We start from the raw sequence: 15392 nt of genomic DNA on the forward strand, positions 1-15392 counted from the left end.
GATATGAAATATTTGTTTTTTTTAATTGCATTAATTAGTTTTAGTGCAAGTAGCCATTGTTATATTCCTGATGGCTCTGAAACATATGTGTCTGGCGATGAATTAAAGCTTGAGAATATGAAAGGTAATGTTGTCAATATATCCAACTTTAAATTTACTCGTAATCCTATGTGTAGAAATTTACTTAACATGGGGTCTGAGACCACATTTAAAATAGATTTTCCCAGTCAAGCCTATTATGTATACCATGCTGATGGTGGTGACATATATTTGAAAGCTACATTTTCTGCTGACCCTACACTTATCTCGTATGAGAAAACAGACACTTTTACAAAAATGGATGTAGGGAAAATAAATAATGCAGTGATTACATTAACCTTTGATGTTGTTTCAAAAGCTACTGGGGTAAGTGAACATGCAAAAAATATAGGTGAAGGTATCCAGATAGATTTTACTCCTGAGAAATGTATTCTTACAGGATGTTTGGGTGAACGTGATAATAGAAATCATTATTATCACGTGACTTATATTCCACAAATCAAGAAAATGACAAAAACGTGTAGATTTAATGATGGCGTACTTACTGCCCCGGCAATTACGACATCAGATCTGAATAATAATTCTTCAAGGTACCTAAAGCTTGAACCTACATCAGGTAACGTATCTTTTATTTGTAATAAAGGATTGTCCTCATATTCTTTTAATTATCATTTTGAGTCGGAGAGTATTCAAGGTAATATCCTCAAAAATGAATATGAAAATGAGTATGGAGGTGCTGGGGACGTTGGGTTTGAAATCTCATTAAATGGAAGTCAAGCAATTAGTTTTAGTGCAGGGAATAGTTCCAGCTATGATCTTTTGAATTTTAAAGATATCACTCCAGAAGAACAACGTGTTGACTTAAATCTATATGGGAGATATGTTGCATATGGACAAAATATTCGACCAGGTAAAGTACAAAGTAGAGTTAAAGTAGTTACGGAATACCAGTGATATTTAATTGACGCACCCTTTATATAGGGTGCGTATTTTTTCACCGGTGATAAAAAATCTCGCCGTCGTAGGCTTTAATGATCTTAGCATCGGCATCATTGACCAGCACATACGCGCCGCCCATGTAGGTCCAGTGGGTGCCTGCCGTCGGCGCGGGCAGGTTGCGCAGATTCCACTGTTTAATGGTGTATTCTTCGGTGAGATACAGTGGTGGAACCTTGTCACCGGGTTTGAAATGGGTGAAGTCAGCAATAAAGCTGCTCAGTTCATACTTATCGATACCGGTGGGGGCAGCTGTTGCAGCTGGTGCGGCCCAGACGACGCTGCTTGCAAGCAGAAGTGCACCCAGCAACATTTTATTCTTCATACCCATCCTCTCTACCTCTTCGGGTCATCAAAATCAGTCATGTATCATTCCTGGCATACCGGATGTCTGACAAGCACTATTTTGTGATCACTCCAGTCATTTCGTAAAAAGTGTAAATGAAAGTACAGAATTGCAGCAACCTTGACCAGTAGTTTCACTGCGGGAGTGGGGAGTGCGCCAATTTACATCGTTAAGCACAGGCAGTATCCTGTTACTGAAACCAGCGTATTACGTTTGTGTTTCAACGACTCGGGGTGCCCTTCTGGTAAAGGCTGAGAAATACCCGTACCACCTGATCTGGATAATGCCAGCGTAGGGAAGTCTGACACTGCTCGTGTCCCTTCTTCGCGCGGGCAGGAGCTGAACCATGCAGCCTGACCTGCACAGCCGCGCGCTCGCGGCTCACACTTTGCACCAATTTAGAATCTTATCCCCGCTCACACACTGTATGACCAATGAGGTCGTGCAAAGCTTTACTGCCAATACGTTACTGGCGCTGGGCGCATCGCCTGCGATGGTGATCGAGCCTGAAGAAGCCAGCCAATTCGCCGCTATTGCCAGTGCATTGCTGGTTAATGTCGGCACCTTAACTCGGGAACGGGCCACGGCGATGCGTGCCGCAGTTGAGCAGGCTCATCATGCTAAAACCCCGTGGACGCTCGATCCCGTTGCCGTAGGCGCGCTTGAGTTTCGCCGCCGCTTCTGCCTGGAATTATTGTCACTACAGCCTGCGGCTATTCGTGGCAACGCTTCGGAAATACTTGCTCTGACCGGCATGAACGGTGGGGGACGCGGCGTGGATACAACCGATACGGCTGTCGCTGCGCTTCCGGCAGCGCAGGCGCTGGCTCGTCAGATTGGGACCATTGTCGTGGTTACCGGCGAAGTGGATTACGTCACCGATGGTCAGCGTACCGTTTGCGTGGACGGTGGTGACCCGTTGATGACTCGCGTGGTGGGCACCGGATGCGCGCTATCAGCGGTTGTTGCGGCCAGTTGCGCTTTACGTGGTGACCGACTTGATAACGTCGCCTCCGCCTGTAGCTGGATGAAACAGGCCGGGCAAATAGCCACACAACAATCAAACGGACCGGGCAGCTTTGTCCCGGCATTTCTCGACGCCCTCTATAACCTGAACGCCCAGGAGCAAGCATGAAACGGATTAACGCATTAACGATCGCCGGAACCGACCCAAGCGGTGGCGCGGGTATTCAGGCTGATTTAAAAACCTTCTCGGCGCTGGGCGCTTACGGCTGTTCCGTTATTACGGCGTTGGTGGCACAAAATACGCGTGGGGTGCAGTCGGTGTATCGCATTGAACCTGATTTTGTCGCCGCACAGTTGGATTCTGTGTTCAATGATGTGCGTATTGATACGACTAAAATCGGTATGTTGGCGGAGACGGACATTGTCGAAGCTGTCGCCGAACGTTTACATCGCCATCGGGTACAAAATGTGGTGCTGGACACGGTGATGTTGGCGAAAAGCGGCGATCCGTTGCTGTCGCCCTCGGCGGTAGAAACGTTGCGTACCCGTTTGCTGCCGCAGGTTTCGATTATCACCCCTAATTTACCCGAAGCTGCTGCACTGCTCGGGGCATCGCATGCGCAGACTGAGCAGGAGATGTTAGAGCAGGGAAGGGCGCTACGGGCGCTGGGCTGCGAGGCAGTGTTGATGAAGGGCGGTCATCTGGATGATGCGCAAAGCCCCGACTGGCTCTTTACGCGCGATGGTGAGCAGCGTTTTACCGCACCAAGGGTGATGACTAAAAACACCCATGGCACCGGTTGTACGCTATCGGCGGCGTTGGCAGCCCTGCGTCCGCGCCATAACAGCTGGGCCGATACCGTACAGGAAGCCAAACTGTGGCTTTCAGCGGCGCTGGCACAGGCCGACACGCTGGAAGTTGGCGAAGGAATCGGTCCGGTGCATCATTTCCACGCGTGGTGGTAATGGGTATACTGGCTGCAGAAACGGCGGCCAGGAAAAAGATAAATGGAACAAGCGCATACCCAGCTTATCGCACAACTGAATGAACGTATTTCAGCGGCGGATAACACGCCGCTGTATATGAAATTTGCGCAGACGGTGAAGAATGCTGTGCGCAGTGGGATCCTGGAGCACGGCAATATCCTGCCCGGCGAGCGCGACCTCAGCCAGTTGACCGGCGTTTCTCGGATTACGGTACGTAAGGCGATGCAGGCCCTGGAAGAAGAAGGTGTAGTAACACGTGCCCGCGGTTACGGAACGCAAATTAACAATATCTTCGAGTATTCGCTTAAAGAAGCGCGCGGTTTTTCTCAGCAGGTGGTGTTGCGCGGTAAAAAACCGGATACGTTGTGGGTTAACAAAAGAATTGTGCCTTGCCCGGAAGAGGTGGCACAGCAGTTGGCTGTTGTCGCAGGGAGTGATGTCTTCTTGCTCAAACGCATTCGTTACGTTGACGAAGACGCAGTCTCTATTGAAGAGTCCTGGGTACCCGCACATCTAATTCATGACGTGGATGCCATCGGTGTTTCGCTGTATGACTATTTTCGTAGCCAGCATACTTTCCCGCAGCGCACGCGTTCACGTGTTAGCGCCAGAATGCCTGACGCAGAGTTCCAGGCGCACATTCAAATGGATAGCAAAGTGCCGGTACTGGTGATCAAGCAGGTAGCGCTTGACCAGCAGCAACGGCCTATTGAATACAGCATCAGTTACTGTCGTAGCGATCTATACGTTTTTGTGTGTGAGGAGTAGCTCCTCGCGTGACGGGGCGCAATCGCCGCCGCGATGCCCAACTACCCAGGACGCCACCGCGTTACCTAACAGCACTGAGTCGGCCAGCGTCCAGCCAGACGCCAGCCCAGCCAGCATGCCGCCAGCGTGGCTGTCGCCTGCGCCGATAGTATCAACGACCGCCGTTGCAAATGCCGGTACGCAGCCGGATGTCTGTGCGCTGAAATACCATGCGCCGTCTTTATCGTGACGCACGACCACCGGTGCGGTGAAACGCTGCACCCATTCTGCACCAAAACCTTCCACATCCTGACTCAATGCAAACCGCTCGGCAGCAATTTCCGCCTCCTGACGATTAAGTGACACCAGCGGACGACAGGCCATAATTCTTGCCAGTAAGGGCTCGGGAATGTCGCCGATGCGCGGGCCAAAATCGATAAATGGTGTCACCTCTTCCAGACCTTCCAGCCACTGCACCAGCAATTCACCGCACGGGGACGCTAGCTGATAACCCGAAAGATACACCAGGCTATGACGCGGGATATCCAGCTGTGCCAGCCAGGCGGCATTCCACTGATTCTCAACGCCGCTAAAAGACATAAAGGTACGCTCGCCATCCGGCTCCACCAGCGCTAGGCACCAGCCGTTATCGCCTTCGGCATTGTCGATCAGGCTATGCAGTCCCTCTTTTGTCATCCGGTTGCGGATAATGTCGGCCCACACTCCCTGACCCAGTGGTAGAGCATTGCAGGCATCGATACCTAAACGCTTAAGCGTGACGGCGATATTGAGTGCGCAGCCGCCAACGTTAACACCTTGCTGCTTGAGCTCGATGTCACAGCCGCGCCAGGGGAGGGCATACGCATCGGCAATGACATCAATCACCGCCGCACCCACCACCGTTACTGGCCGCTGTGTACGTAATTGCGAGAGAAGTTGTTGCAGATGCGTGTTGCTCATAGCGCCTCCCGCTGCTCGCGCAGTCGCATTAACCCGTTGGCGTAGTGGGTAAAGTCCAGCTGATTCACCGCGTCCAACTCCTGCTTCAATGCCGGGTTGATCGCGCTCACGCCGTGTAATGCACCACAAATGGCGGTTGCCATCGCCCCGATGGTGTCGGTATCGCCGCCGAGGTTAGCGCACAAAATGGCGCAGCGGTTAGGATCGGTCTGTGCCAGCTCAACCATGGCGATAGCGCAAGGAACGGACTCAATGGTGCTGGTTCCTGCCCCCACAACCTGATACAACTGCTCGCTGGCGGACTCGACGCCATCGGCGTTACGGACGATTTTCAGCGCCAGTTCAAGGCGTGCACAAAGCGATGCGCTAAAGGTGGTGATTCGTTTTTGCTGCGCATGTTGGGCAATGGCAGGTAGCGCATCGACAATCTTTGACCACTTGCCTCCGTCGATAGCGCGTGATACCGCCCACGCGACGACAACGGCTCCCGCGATAGCCAGATCCGATTTATGCGTTGGGCTGGAGGCCAGTGCCACATCATCGATAAAGGCATCAAGATCGCGGGCGGGCAGCAGGCATCCCAGCGGGGAAACGCGCATTGCCGCGCCATTGGTCACGCCGTTGTTTTCCAGTTCGGCGACCGGTTTACCGTCACGAATAGCTTTCAACGCAATTTTCGAGGTCGGGCCGAGCACGTTTTTATTAAAAGCATCAAACTGCTCGGCCCAGGCCAGAATATTGCGACCAATAACGTCTGGCACAATTTCGCCGTCGCACTCAAGCAGGGCATCTGCCAGACACAGTGCCATGGACGTGTCATCAGTGAACTCCGCCTGGTTAAAATAGCAGGCGGCATTATTTTCCGCAGGGCCGGGCAAAAAACGGTCGATCCAACCGAAATGAGCTTTTACCCGGGTTCGTGGCCACAGTTCCGACGGCATACCCATCGCATCCCCTAACGCCTGCCCGTAAAGAGCACCGAGAATACGTTCTGCTTTCATTTCACTTCCCCTTGTTTCAACGCTACATCGCGATCGTCCACCTTAATGGCGGTGATTTCTTTATCTGATTCGCGAAAGAAAATCATAAACATCACGGCAATGACGGCGATCATGACCGCGCCAAATCCCCACATGCCAGCCCAGTTGAAGGTAAGACCATTAACCGGTTCCTGATAAGCAAACATTTTTTCCATCATCACGCCGCCCAGACGGTAACCGAGCAGGCTGCCGAATCCCTGACAGCAGAGGGTGATAAGCCCTTGCGCAGCGGTGCGCATATGTACCGGTGCTTTTTTATCGACATAAATGTAGGCCGTGACGTAGTAGAAGTCGTAACTAACGCCGTGCAGCAGAATGCCGAGAAACAGCAGAGCATAAGTGAAATATTCCTCCGCGCCGCCGTAAACGAAAAATCCGTAGCGGATAGCCGCAGTAATAAGACCAAGCAGCAATACCTTTTTAATGCCAAAGCGTTTGGTGAAAAACGGTAGCGCCAGCATAAAGAAGATTTCAGAGAACTGGCCCAGCGTCATCCAGCCGGTGGCGTTTTTCATTCCAACTTCTGTCAGGTAGCCGTTGGCGAAGATGTAATAGAACGCCAGCGGCATTGCGAACAGGAAAGAGCAAAAGAAAAAGACGAGGAAGTTCTTATCACGCAGCAGGATCAGCGCATCCAGACCCAGCATAACTTTGAAATCCATTTTGCCGGTACTTTTTGGCGGCGTATCCGGTAAAAAGAAGGCAAAAACGCCTAACAATGCGGAGCTTCCGGCAGTGATAAGCAGGGGAATATTGGTCGGTGAGATGTCGTTATAGCCAAGCATTTGCGGTAAGAAACCGCAGGCCAAACCGGAGGCAATCCAGCCAATGGTGCCCATCACGCGGATGCGCGGGAAATCACGTTCAACATCCGGTACGTTGGCAAAAGCAATACTGTTGGTCAGCGCAATCGTCGGCATATAGGTCAACGAATAGGCCAGTAACAGAGGGAAGAATCCGCTAAAGGTGGTTTGCTGGGCGGCGAAGTACATCAGAATAGCGCCGACGAACATCAACACCGCCAGCACTTTTTGCGCGGAGAAAAAGCGGTCAGTGATTGAACCGACCAGAATGGGCGACAGGATCGCCGCAATGGCGGTGCAGGCGTAGGACCAGCCGATCTCTCCGGCACTAAAGCCACTTTTACTCAGCCAAAGCCACAGCGGTACAAACCAGGCGCCCCAGATAAACCACTCTACAAACATCATGAACGACAGCTTAACTGTAGTTTTCATCTTTAAATCCTTCATGACAGGTAAGGTACGCGCTGATAGTACCATTCAATAATACCTTTAAAATACCTTTGAGATTAAACTTTGACCGTCTTAACATTATTTTTTCCTGAATCGAGCCAGCAGAAGTTGCTGAAAAGTGCGCTAAAGATGGAAAAAAAGCGCAGTCGGTACCAGGCTTAATGCTGCCCGCAAAAAGGCGGGTCAGGACAATCCATATTCCGGTTTTAAACCGGAACTTACGGGAGCATAGCTATGACTGATATTGCGCAGTTGCTTGGCAAAGATGCCGACAGCCTTTTACAGCATCGTTGTATGACCATTCCTTCTGACCAACTTTACCTGCCTGGACATGATTACGTCGATCGCGTGATGGTGGATAACAACCGGCCGCCTGCCGTGCTGCGTAATATGCAGACGCTGTATAACACGGGGCGACTTGCCGGGACAGGGTATCTGTCGATCCTACCGGTGGATCAGGGTGTAGAGCATTCTGCTGGGGCTTCGTTTGCAGCTAACCCGCTGTACTTTGATCCGAAGAATATTGTGGAGTTGGCTATCGAAGCAGGGTGCAACTGCGTGGCATCGACTTACGGTGTGCTGGCTTCTGTCTCCCGCCGCTACGCGCACCGTATCCCGTTCCTCGTTAAAATTAACCACAACGAAACGCTCAGCTATCCGAATACCTTTGACCAGACGCTGTATGCCAGCGTAGAGCAGGCGTTCAATATGGGTGCGGTTGCGGTAGGGGCAACCATCTATTTCGGTTCTGAGGAATCTCGCCGCCAGATTGAAGAGATTTCAGCGGCGTTTGAGCGCGCCCATGAGTTGGGTATGGTTACCGTGCTGTGGGCGTATCTGCGTAACTCCGCGTTTAAAAAAGATGGTGTGGATTACCATGTTTCCGCCGATCTTACCGGGCAGGCTAACCATCTGGCTGCCACTATCGGAGCGGATATCGTTAAGCAGAAAATGGCGGAAAATAACGGCGGGTATAAAGCGGTTAATTTTGGCTACACCGACGATCGCGTCTATACCAAGTTGACCAGCGAGAATCCAATTGACCTGGTGCGTTACCAACTGGCGAACTGTTATATGGGGCGCGCCGGGTTAATTAACTCTGGCGGGGCGGCCGGCGGCGACACCGACCTGAGCGATGCAGTACGTACGGCGGTTATTAACAAACGTGCGGGTGGTATGGGGCTGATTCTGGGGCGTAAAGCGTTCAAGAAAACCATGGCCGACGGCGTTAAGTTGATTAACGCCGTACAGGACGTTTATCTGGACAGCAAAGTTACTATTGCCTGATCCTCGGATTGTCGTTGGGTTAGCGCAATAGCGGACAACCTGGCGGCAGTCTGCAACGTAGCGCAGCGGGCAGGATTTCAATATGAAACTCTTGTCCGCTGAGTGGTTCACCATCGAGATTAAAGGTAATTTCGTGTGGGGCGCGGATATCAAACCACGACGATGCGCCGTCAATAATGTTAGGGTTGTCTTCGGATTGCGTTAACGCCGAAAGCAGTCCTGGCAGTAGTTCTTCGCCGGTAAAAATGCGCAGTTGCAGCAGGCCGTCGTTGATCAGCGCCGTCGGGCAAAGCTGTTGCCCACCACCGGCCTGGCGACCGTTACCGATACCAATCACCAGCGCTTTACCCTGCCAGTGAAAATCCTCCCCACGAATGTCACAGATGTCGGGCTTGAGCGTATCCATGCGCATTAATCCGTGAATAAAATACGATACACCGCCCAGTGCGGCCTTGAGTTTTTCCGGCGTTTCGGTGGTGATGCGCGTGCCAAATCCCCCGGTCGCCATGTTGATAAAACAGGTTTTATCGTTGACCTGCACCATATCGATTGCAGTCGCATTTGCAGCGATAGCCAGCTTTAACGCCTTATCAAGGTCGTCGGGTATACCAACGCTGGTGGCAAAGTCATTCGCCGTTCCCAACGGTAAAATACCCAGCGCTGGAATATTGCCACCCTGCGACTGAATCAGCGCTGTCGAAACTTCGTTGATGGTGCCGTCACCGCCGCCGGCTATCACCGTAGCAACGCCTAGCTGACGAGCTTCATCAACGTAGCGTTGGGCATCGCCTTTTTCCCAGGTCACGCGAACATGGATTTCCACGCCTTCATCGCGAAGCTTCACAATGGCATCACGCAGGGGGAGATTATCAGCACTTTTTCCATTGAGGATCAGTAAACTGGCAGGGAACGCTATCATCCGTTTGCCTCACTTTTTTTCGTTTTAACAAGTGTATGCCAGGAAAGCGTTTATGGCGTAAGAACTGACTGAAAGCGCAGGCGAAGAGATAAAAAAAGCCGCAGAGCGCGGCTTTTCAGATTGGGCAGACGTTACTGCGGGAACCACTGATCGCTGATTTTCTGGTACGTGCCGTCAGCTTTGATTGCCGCCAGCGCGCTGTTCAGTTTTTCCAGCAGGGCTTTGTTATCCGGGCGAACCGCGATGCCAAGGCCAGTACCGAAGTATTGCGGATCGGTTACTTTGTCAGTGGCTACGCCTAACTGCGGGTTGGTTTTCAGCCATTCGTTAACCACAGCGGTATCGCCAAATACGCCATCAATACGGCCATTTTTCAGGTCGATAATCGCATTCTGATAGCTATCGTAGGCCACGGTTTTCACCTCAGGATGTTTGTCCTGCAGGTATTTCTGATGGGTGGTGCCGTTTTCCATACCGATGCGCTTACCTTTCAGGTCGGCAAAGGTTTTATAGGTGTCTTTTTTCGCAATCACCAGCGCGGAGTTGGCATAGTAAGGCTGAGTAAATGCAACCTGCTTGCTACGCTCAGGTGTGATATCCATTCCGGAAATTACCGCATCATATTTCTTGAATTTCAGCGCGGGGATCAGGCTGTCGAAAGCGTGATTGGTGAAAGTACATTCTGCCTGCATTTGTTTGCACAGTGCCGTTGCCAGGTCGATGTCAAAACCGACAATTTTATTGCTCGCGTCCAGTGATTCAAATGGCGGATACGTGGCTGATACACCGAAACTAATTTTATCAGCAGCTGAGGCGCCAGCGGCGAAAGTAGCAAGTAATGCGGCCAGTACTAACTTTTTCATGGTGGAACTCCCGTCTGTCAATCTTATGATTATTACCGTGTCTGCGGCGTGGGGTAACAATGCCATTTTATGAATTTGTATGCAATAAAAATGATTAAATATTTTTTATGGTATAAAAAAAGACGGACAATTTAGGTTCTTGTCCGTCTTAATTATTTTGCTTTATGCATATTTTCCGGATGGCGGTGCTAGCACCTTATCCGGCCTACAAAAGGTGCATGAACCGTAGGCCTGATAAGCGTAGCGCCATCAGGCATATGCTTAATTCCGGTGTTCAAACGCCAGCGCTTTACGTTCGATTAAGCGCATCATCAGCGTCAGCAAACCGTTGACGATCAGATAAATCACACCTGCCGCACCGAAGACCATAACGTCATAAGTACGACCGTACAGCAGCTGGCTATAGCCCATGACTTCCATCAGCGTGATAGTGTAAGCCAGTGAGGTACTTTTAAATACCAGCACCACTTCGTTGGAATACGAGGAGAGGGCGCGTTTAAAGGCGTACGGCAACAGAATCGCCAGCGTATCCTTTTTGCTCATCCCTAACGCTCCGCAGGACTGCCACTGGCCTTCCGGGATTGCACGGATAGCGCCGTAGAACAGTTGCGTAGTGTAGGCCGCACTGTTTAACGACAGCGCAATTAAGGCGCATAACCAGGGTTCAGAGAGCAGATGCCACAGTACCGGATATTCTTGCAATGCCGGAAACTGTCCTGGTCCGTAGTAGATCAGGAAGATTTGCACCAGCAGCGGTGTACCGGTAAACAGCGTGATATAAGCGCGAACCAGCCACACCAGCACCGGCGTTTTCAGCGTCAGGATGACGGTGAAGATCAGCGCCAGCACCAGAGCAACCACGATGGAGGCGACCGTCAGCGTCAGGCTGGTATGCAGCCCTTTCAACAATTCAGGTAAATACTCAAGCATCAGCCTGGTCTCCGCTCAAAACGTGTCGCGCGCAGGTCAATGCGTTTGAGAATGTACTGACTCACCAGCGTAATCACCAGATAAATAGCGGCCGCCACAATGTACCAGGTAAACGGCTCCTGGGTGCGGGTGGCAATACTTTTCGTTTGCAGCATCAGATCGTTCACGCTGATAAGGCTGACCAGCGCGGTATCTTTCAGCAATACCAGCCACTGGTTACCCAGTCCCGGTAAGGCATGACGCCACATCTGCGGCATCACCAGACGAAAGAAGATCGCGGCTTTAGACAAACCCAACGCCTGACCTGATTCCCATTGTCCGAGTGGCACGGCCTTCAGCGCGCCACGCAGCGTTTGTGATGCGTAAGCGGCGTACAGTAATGACAGTGCAATGACACCGCACAGGAACGGGCTGACGTCGAAGTTTTCGATCTGCATCTGAACCGGGATTTGTACAAACCCGAGATTGATCGTAAAGCCATCGGCCAGCGTCAGCAGTAGTTGTGAGGAGCCGAAATAGATAAACAGAACCACCAGAATTTCTGGCAGACCGCGCAGGATGGTGACCAGGGCCGAGCCCGCCCATGCCACCGGGCGCCATTTTACTGACTCCCAGACGGCAAAAAACATGGCGAGCGCAAGGCCAATGATCAGCGCACAAACGGCAAGGCCGACGGTCATCCCGGCGGCGCTTGCTAAAGGAAAAAATTCATTCATCAAATATTACTTCTGGAACCATTTGTTGTAGATGGTCTCGTAAGTCCCATCTTTCTTCACTTTTTCCAGCGCAGCGTTAAATTTCTGCTGCAGCTCGGTATTGCCCTGGCGTACCGCGATGCCCAGACCTGTACCGAAGTAATCTTTATCCGTCACTTTGTCACCAACCGCGGCAAGCTTAGGATTGTCTTTCAGCCACTCGGTTACTACTGCGGTATCACCAAAGACGCCGTCAATACGACCATTTTGCAGATCGAGTTTGGCATTCTGGTAGCTGTCATACGGCACAGTGGTCACTTCCGGATGTTTATCCATGATGAATTTCTGGTGCGTGGTACCGTTTTGAACGCCGACTTTTTTACCTTTCAGCTGGTCGATGCTGGTGTATTTACCCTGCTGGCCCACAAACAGCGCAGAGTTGTCGTAGTAAGGGGTGGTGAACAGCACCTGTTTTTCACGCTCAGGTGTGATGTCCATACCGGCCATTACCGCGTCAAAACGACGGAACTTCAGGCTCGGAATCAGGCTGTCGAAGGCCTGATTGGTGAAGGTACAAGTAGCGTCAATCTCTTTACACAGCGCGTTTGCCAGATCAACGTCAAAACCTACGATCTTGTTATTCGCATCGATAGATTCAAACGGAGGATAAGACGCTTCGGTGGCGAAACGAATGGTTTGGGCTGCGGTAGCGGAAAGACTAAAACCTGCGATTAGCGCGGCAATCAGAACTTTTTTCATTGTATTGTCCCGAATCTTAGTGAGAAAGATAGTTTTTAAACGCTTCGGTTTGCGGGTTGGCAAAGCAGCTCGCATCCCCAAACTCGACGATATGACCGTTTTCCATATACACCACACGACTGGCCGTTTTACGTGCAACTTCCACTTCGTGGGTGACGATCACCTGAGTAATGTTGGTTTCCGCCAGTTCGCGAATGATGCTGACGATTTGGGCGGTAATTTCCGGGTCAAGCGCGGCGGTCGGTTCATCAAACAGCAGTACCTGCGGCTCCATCATCAACGCGCGGGCAATGGCCACACGCTGTTGCTGGCCACCGGAAAGATGTAATGGGTAACGATCGCTGTAAGGCTTGAGGCGCAGACGTTCCAGCAGTTTCTCGGCGCGCGCCATCGCTTGCTCTTTTGTCAGACCCAGTACGCGGCAGGGTGCTTCAATCAGGTTCTGCACAACCGTGAGATGCGGCCAGAGATTATATTGCTGAAAGACCATGCCCACGTTCTGACGCAGATCCCGAATGGCTTTATCTGACGGGGTCTTCGTGAAGTCGAAACGGTTGCCTGCAATAGAGAGCGTGCCCGAGCGCGGCATCTCAAGCAGGTTGAGTACGCGCAGCAGCGAGCTTTTCCCGGCTCCACTTGGGCCAAGTAACACCAGTGTTTCACCCTGAGGGCAATCCAGCGTGATATCGAACAGCGCCTGATGTGCGCCGTAGAAGCAGTTAATGCCGTTTAATTGAATACTCATTGACACTCGATACTGGCAGTCTGATAGCTATTGAAGCCGCAGATACTACCTTTGACAGAATAGTTATGCAATATTTATGCGTTAAAAGTTAAATGCAAACCGCATTCTTCTCTAAACATAGCACAAAATAGCGGGGCCACCAGTGGGCAAGAATAAATGTCGGCATTCTATGCAGAATGCCAGACAATTTATGGGGGTTATGATTTAAGCGGGTGAATGGGGCGGTTAGCGGTTTTCGACAGACTGGCGCAGCGTCCCGGCTGGCGCGTGTACGCTGCCGCCCAGATAGCGTACATCATCAACGACCCAGCACTGACCTTCACGGATCATCAGCACTTCATCACGCCAGCTTTGGTCACCCTGTTTCAGCTCTACGCGCAGTGGAATGTTGCGTGCATCACTATTCGGAATAGTCGATGCGCTGGCGACACTGGCGCTGTCTGGTAACGTAGCGCGACTGGAGAACGGATCGCTGTTAAACAGATCGCGGTGTGCATTATCACGGCTGGCATCGGTCAGCAGTTTAGCCAGATTGTCGCTCAGGTACGGACGAAGGGCGGTAATATCATTGTTTCGATGCTGAATACGGTAATCATAGAATTGTTGAGCCACGCTGTCTGGCCCACCTTCTATGCATGAACCACTACGCGTGCCGTTATCTTTATAGACCGGCGTCACGGTCGTACAGGCGCTGAGAAGTAGTGCACATGGAACCAGCAGAGAGAGTTTCGAATAGCGCATAATGATTTCCTTATAAGCTTCCTACTAATTGTGTTCTACGATGAACAATTCGGTCTCACTAAAGATTGTATGATCGATTAACACATTGTTTTTGCTAAAGCAAATTCGCGGACACCCCACCTGAAGTATGTTGGTGGCGCTCGTTGCCAGCTTCAGCTTTAGTATATCAACCTGCAACGGGGCGTTGGCGGCCATTCATGCTTCTTATACTGTATAGACCATCTGAGCATTTGCATGTTCCATTTGCCGTGCTTTACGCCTGGCTAAACAAAATTCATGCCGTGCTGTTGGCTATAAGGGACTCCGGATGGCTAAAATAAGAGTTGCTTAATCTCGGTGCCCGTGCGTTAATGATCCGGTCGGTTTGAATAACAGACGATATACAAAGTAGTTTACTCAAGCAGTTCTCATTTTCAGGTGTAATCCGTTTATCCCCTCTTTGAGTCTCTTCATTAAGCACTACGAAGTTTCTGTCATAAAAACCAAGCTTGCCGAAAGGCTCAAATTAAGGAATAAATATATGTCTACTAAAATGACTGGTTTAGTTAAATGGTTCAATCCTGAAAAAGGTTTTGGCTTCATTACGCCTGCAGATGGCAGCAAAGATGTCTTTGTCCATTTCTCAGCAATTCAAAGTAATGAGTTTAAGACACTGAATGAAAACCAGAAAGTCGAATTCGGTGTGGAGCAGGGACCTAAAGGTCCATCCGCAATTAATGTTGTGGCGCTTTGAGGTAACTATTATTACTAATCATATTCACTTTCGCTGTCCATGTTGCCATGGTTCCCAATACAGAACATCAACCTTTGATGTTACTGAAGGAAACCCATTCGGGGCAAAATGTATTTTTTGTAAATCAAAAATGATTACATTTGATAACGTAGCAATGTACATTCAGTCCGGCCAGGCGCCATTAGATTTCAGAAAATAATAACTTCAGGCCCCCAAATATCTGGGGGCTTTTTTATTTCTGGCGGCATGCCAGTCAAATAAAAATAAAAAACGCACCACCTGAAACCGCTACACATCAACAAGGATAGCAGTTTTATTTGGCGGGCTTTCCTTTGAGTGTCATAGTGTATTGGTTTGATAATGCTTTTGAGATTGTGCTCTTAGTG

General features: G+C 50.7%; 18 protein-coding genes and 1 riboswitch. Of the genes, 7 read left to right on the plus strand and 11 right to left on the minus strand.

Going from position 1 to position 15392, the window contains the following annotated elements; translation table 11 throughout:
* Positions 1–3: 3 nt before the first annotated feature.
* Positions 4–993, plus strand: a complete 990-nt coding sequence (locus OGY09_RS16705; RefSeq protein ID WP_150388461.1) for a fimbrial protein — start codon at positions 4–6, stop codon at positions 991–993.
* 40 nt (positions 994–1033) lie between these two features.
* Here OGY09_RS16705 and OGY09_RS16710 read toward each other — a convergent pair whose 3' ends face one another.
* The gene (locus OGY09_RS16710; RefSeq protein WP_003834436.1) at positions 1034–1366 is read right to left on the minus strand and encodes an RcnB family protein; all 333 of its coding nucleotides are present in this window, start codon (positions 1364–1366) and stop codon (positions 1034–1036) included.
* Positions 1367–1600: 234 nt separating this feature from the next.
* Positions 1601–1696, plus strand: a riboswitch (TPP riboswitch).
* 31 nt (positions 1697–1727) lie between these two features.
* Between OGY09_RS16710 and thiM the strand changes: the two genes are divergently transcribed.
* From thiM to OGY09_RS16725, 3 genes are read left to right on the plus strand one after another with little or no spacing between them, the layout of a single operon-like run.
* Entirely contained in the window at positions 1728–2516 is a 789-nt protein-coding gene (gene thiM / locus OGY09_RS16715) for a hydroxyethylthiazole kinase (protein ID WP_032943967.1), read from the plus strand.
* Positions 2513–3313, plus strand: a complete 801-nt coding sequence (thiD, locus tag OGY09_RS16720) for a bifunctional hydroxymethylpyrimidine kinase/phosphomethylpyrimidine kinase (protein ID WP_032943966.1) — start codon at positions 2513–2515, stop codon at positions 3311–3313. Before thiM ends, thiD begins: the two co-directional genes overlap by 4 nt.
* A 42-nt stretch (positions 3314–3355) precedes the next feature.
* Entirely contained in the window at positions 3356–4102 is a 747-nt protein-coding gene (locus OGY09_RS16725) for a GntR family transcriptional regulator (RefSeq protein WP_032943965.1), read from the plus strand.
* On the opposite strand, the gene OGY09_RS16730 is transcribed toward OGY09_RS16725, so the two are convergent.
* The 3 genes from OGY09_RS16730 to OGY09_RS16740 are packed head-to-tail and all read right to left on the minus strand — an operon-like array spanning position 4076 to position 7316.
* Positions 4076–5041 (minus strand): PfkB family carbohydrate kinase, encoded by a 966-nt coding sequence (locus OGY09_RS16730; protein WP_032943963.1) that lies wholly within the window; start codon positions 5039–5041, stop codon positions 4076–4078. The two genes, OGY09_RS16725 and OGY09_RS16730, sit on opposite strands and share 27 nt — an antisense overlap.
* Positions 5038–6042: an ADP-ribosylglycohydrolase family protein gene (locus OGY09_RS16735; protein ID WP_032943962.1), complete on the minus strand. Its 1005-nt coding sequence runs from the start codon at positions 6040–6042 to the stop codon at positions 5038–5040. Before OGY09_RS16735 ends, OGY09_RS16730 begins: the two co-directional genes overlap by 4 nt.
* Entirely contained in the window at positions 6039–7316 is a 1278-nt protein-coding gene (locus tag OGY09_RS16740; protein ID WP_008785233.1) for a nucleoside permease, read from the minus strand. Before OGY09_RS16740 ends, OGY09_RS16735 begins: the two co-directional genes overlap by 4 nt.
* A 252-nt stretch (positions 7317–7568) precedes the next feature.
* Here OGY09_RS16740 and fbaB point away from each other — a divergent pair, with 252 nt between their 5' ends.
* Positions 7569–8621: a class I fructose-bisphosphate aldolase gene (fbaB, locus tag OGY09_RS16745; protein ID WP_003834421.1), complete on the plus strand. Its 1053-nt coding sequence runs from the start codon at positions 7569–7571 to the stop codon at positions 8619–8621.
* 19 nt (positions 8622–8640) lie between these two features.
* On the opposite strand, the gene yegS is transcribed toward fbaB, so the two are convergent.
* The 7 genes from yegS to OGY09_RS16780 all read right to left on the minus strand — a co-directional run bounded on the left by yegS (position 8641) and on the right by OGY09_RS16780 (position 14273).
* A complete protein-coding gene (gene yegS / locus OGY09_RS16750; RefSeq protein ID WP_032943960.1) occupies positions 8641–9540 on the minus strand; it encodes a lipid kinase YegS in 900 nt (299 codons plus the stop codon).
* 131 nt (positions 9541–9671) lie between these two features.
* Entirely contained in the window at positions 9672–10403 is a 732-nt protein-coding gene (gene artJ, locus OGY09_RS16755) for an arginine ABC transporter substrate-binding protein ArtJ (RefSeq protein ID WP_003027308.1), read from the minus strand.
* 261 nt (positions 10404–10664) lie between these two features.
* Complete coding sequence (gene artM / locus OGY09_RS16760) at positions 10665–11333, minus strand: arginine ABC transporter permease ArtM (protein ID WP_003840185.1); 669 nt, start codon at positions 11331–11333, stop codon at positions 10665–10667.
* Positions 11333–12049, minus strand: coding sequence for an arginine ABC transporter permease ArtQ (artQ, locus tag OGY09_RS16765; RefSeq protein ID WP_003027301.1), 717 nt, complete (start codon positions 12047–12049; stop codon positions 11333–11335). The genes artM and artQ overlap by 1 nt, the downstream gene beginning before the upstream one ends.
* 6 nt (positions 12050–12055) lie before the next feature.
* Positions 12056–12787, minus strand: a complete 732-nt coding sequence (artI, locus tag OGY09_RS16770; RefSeq protein WP_003027298.1) for an arginine ABC transporter substrate-binding protein ArtI — start codon at positions 12785–12787, stop codon at positions 12056–12058.
* A 16-nt stretch (positions 12788–12803) separates the two neighbouring features.
* Positions 12804–13532 (minus strand): arginine ABC transporter ATP-binding protein ArtP, encoded by a 729-nt coding sequence (gene artP / locus OGY09_RS16775; RefSeq protein ID WP_003027295.1) that lies wholly within the window; start codon positions 13530–13532, stop codon positions 12804–12806.
* Positions 13533–13757: 225 nt separating this feature from the next.
* Positions 13758–14273, minus strand: coding sequence for a lipoprotein (locus tag OGY09_RS16780; protein WP_003834409.1), 516 nt, complete (start codon positions 14271–14273; stop codon positions 13758–13760).
* Positions 14274–14793: 520 nt separating this feature from the next.
* On the opposite strand from OGY09_RS16780, the gene cspG reads away from it, so the two are divergent.
* On the plus strand, positions 14794–15006 hold the full coding sequence (gene cspG / locus OGY09_RS16785) for a cold shock protein CspG (RefSeq protein WP_020996661.1): 213 nt from the start codon (positions 14794–14796) through the stop codon (positions 15004–15006).
* Between the two features lie 10 nt (positions 15007–15016).
* Positions 15017–15205, plus strand: coding sequence for a cold shock small protein YmcF (gene ymcF, locus OGY09_RS16790; protein WP_071692589.1), 189 nt, complete (start codon positions 15017–15019; stop codon positions 15203–15205).
* The last annotated feature ends 187 nt before the right edge of the window (positions 15206–15392 follow it).

This window comes from Citrobacter sp. Cpo071, from assembly GCF_030332765.1.
Lineage (GTDB): Bacteria > Pseudomonadota > Gammaproteobacteria > Enterobacterales > Enterobacteriaceae > Citrobacter > Citrobacter portucalensis.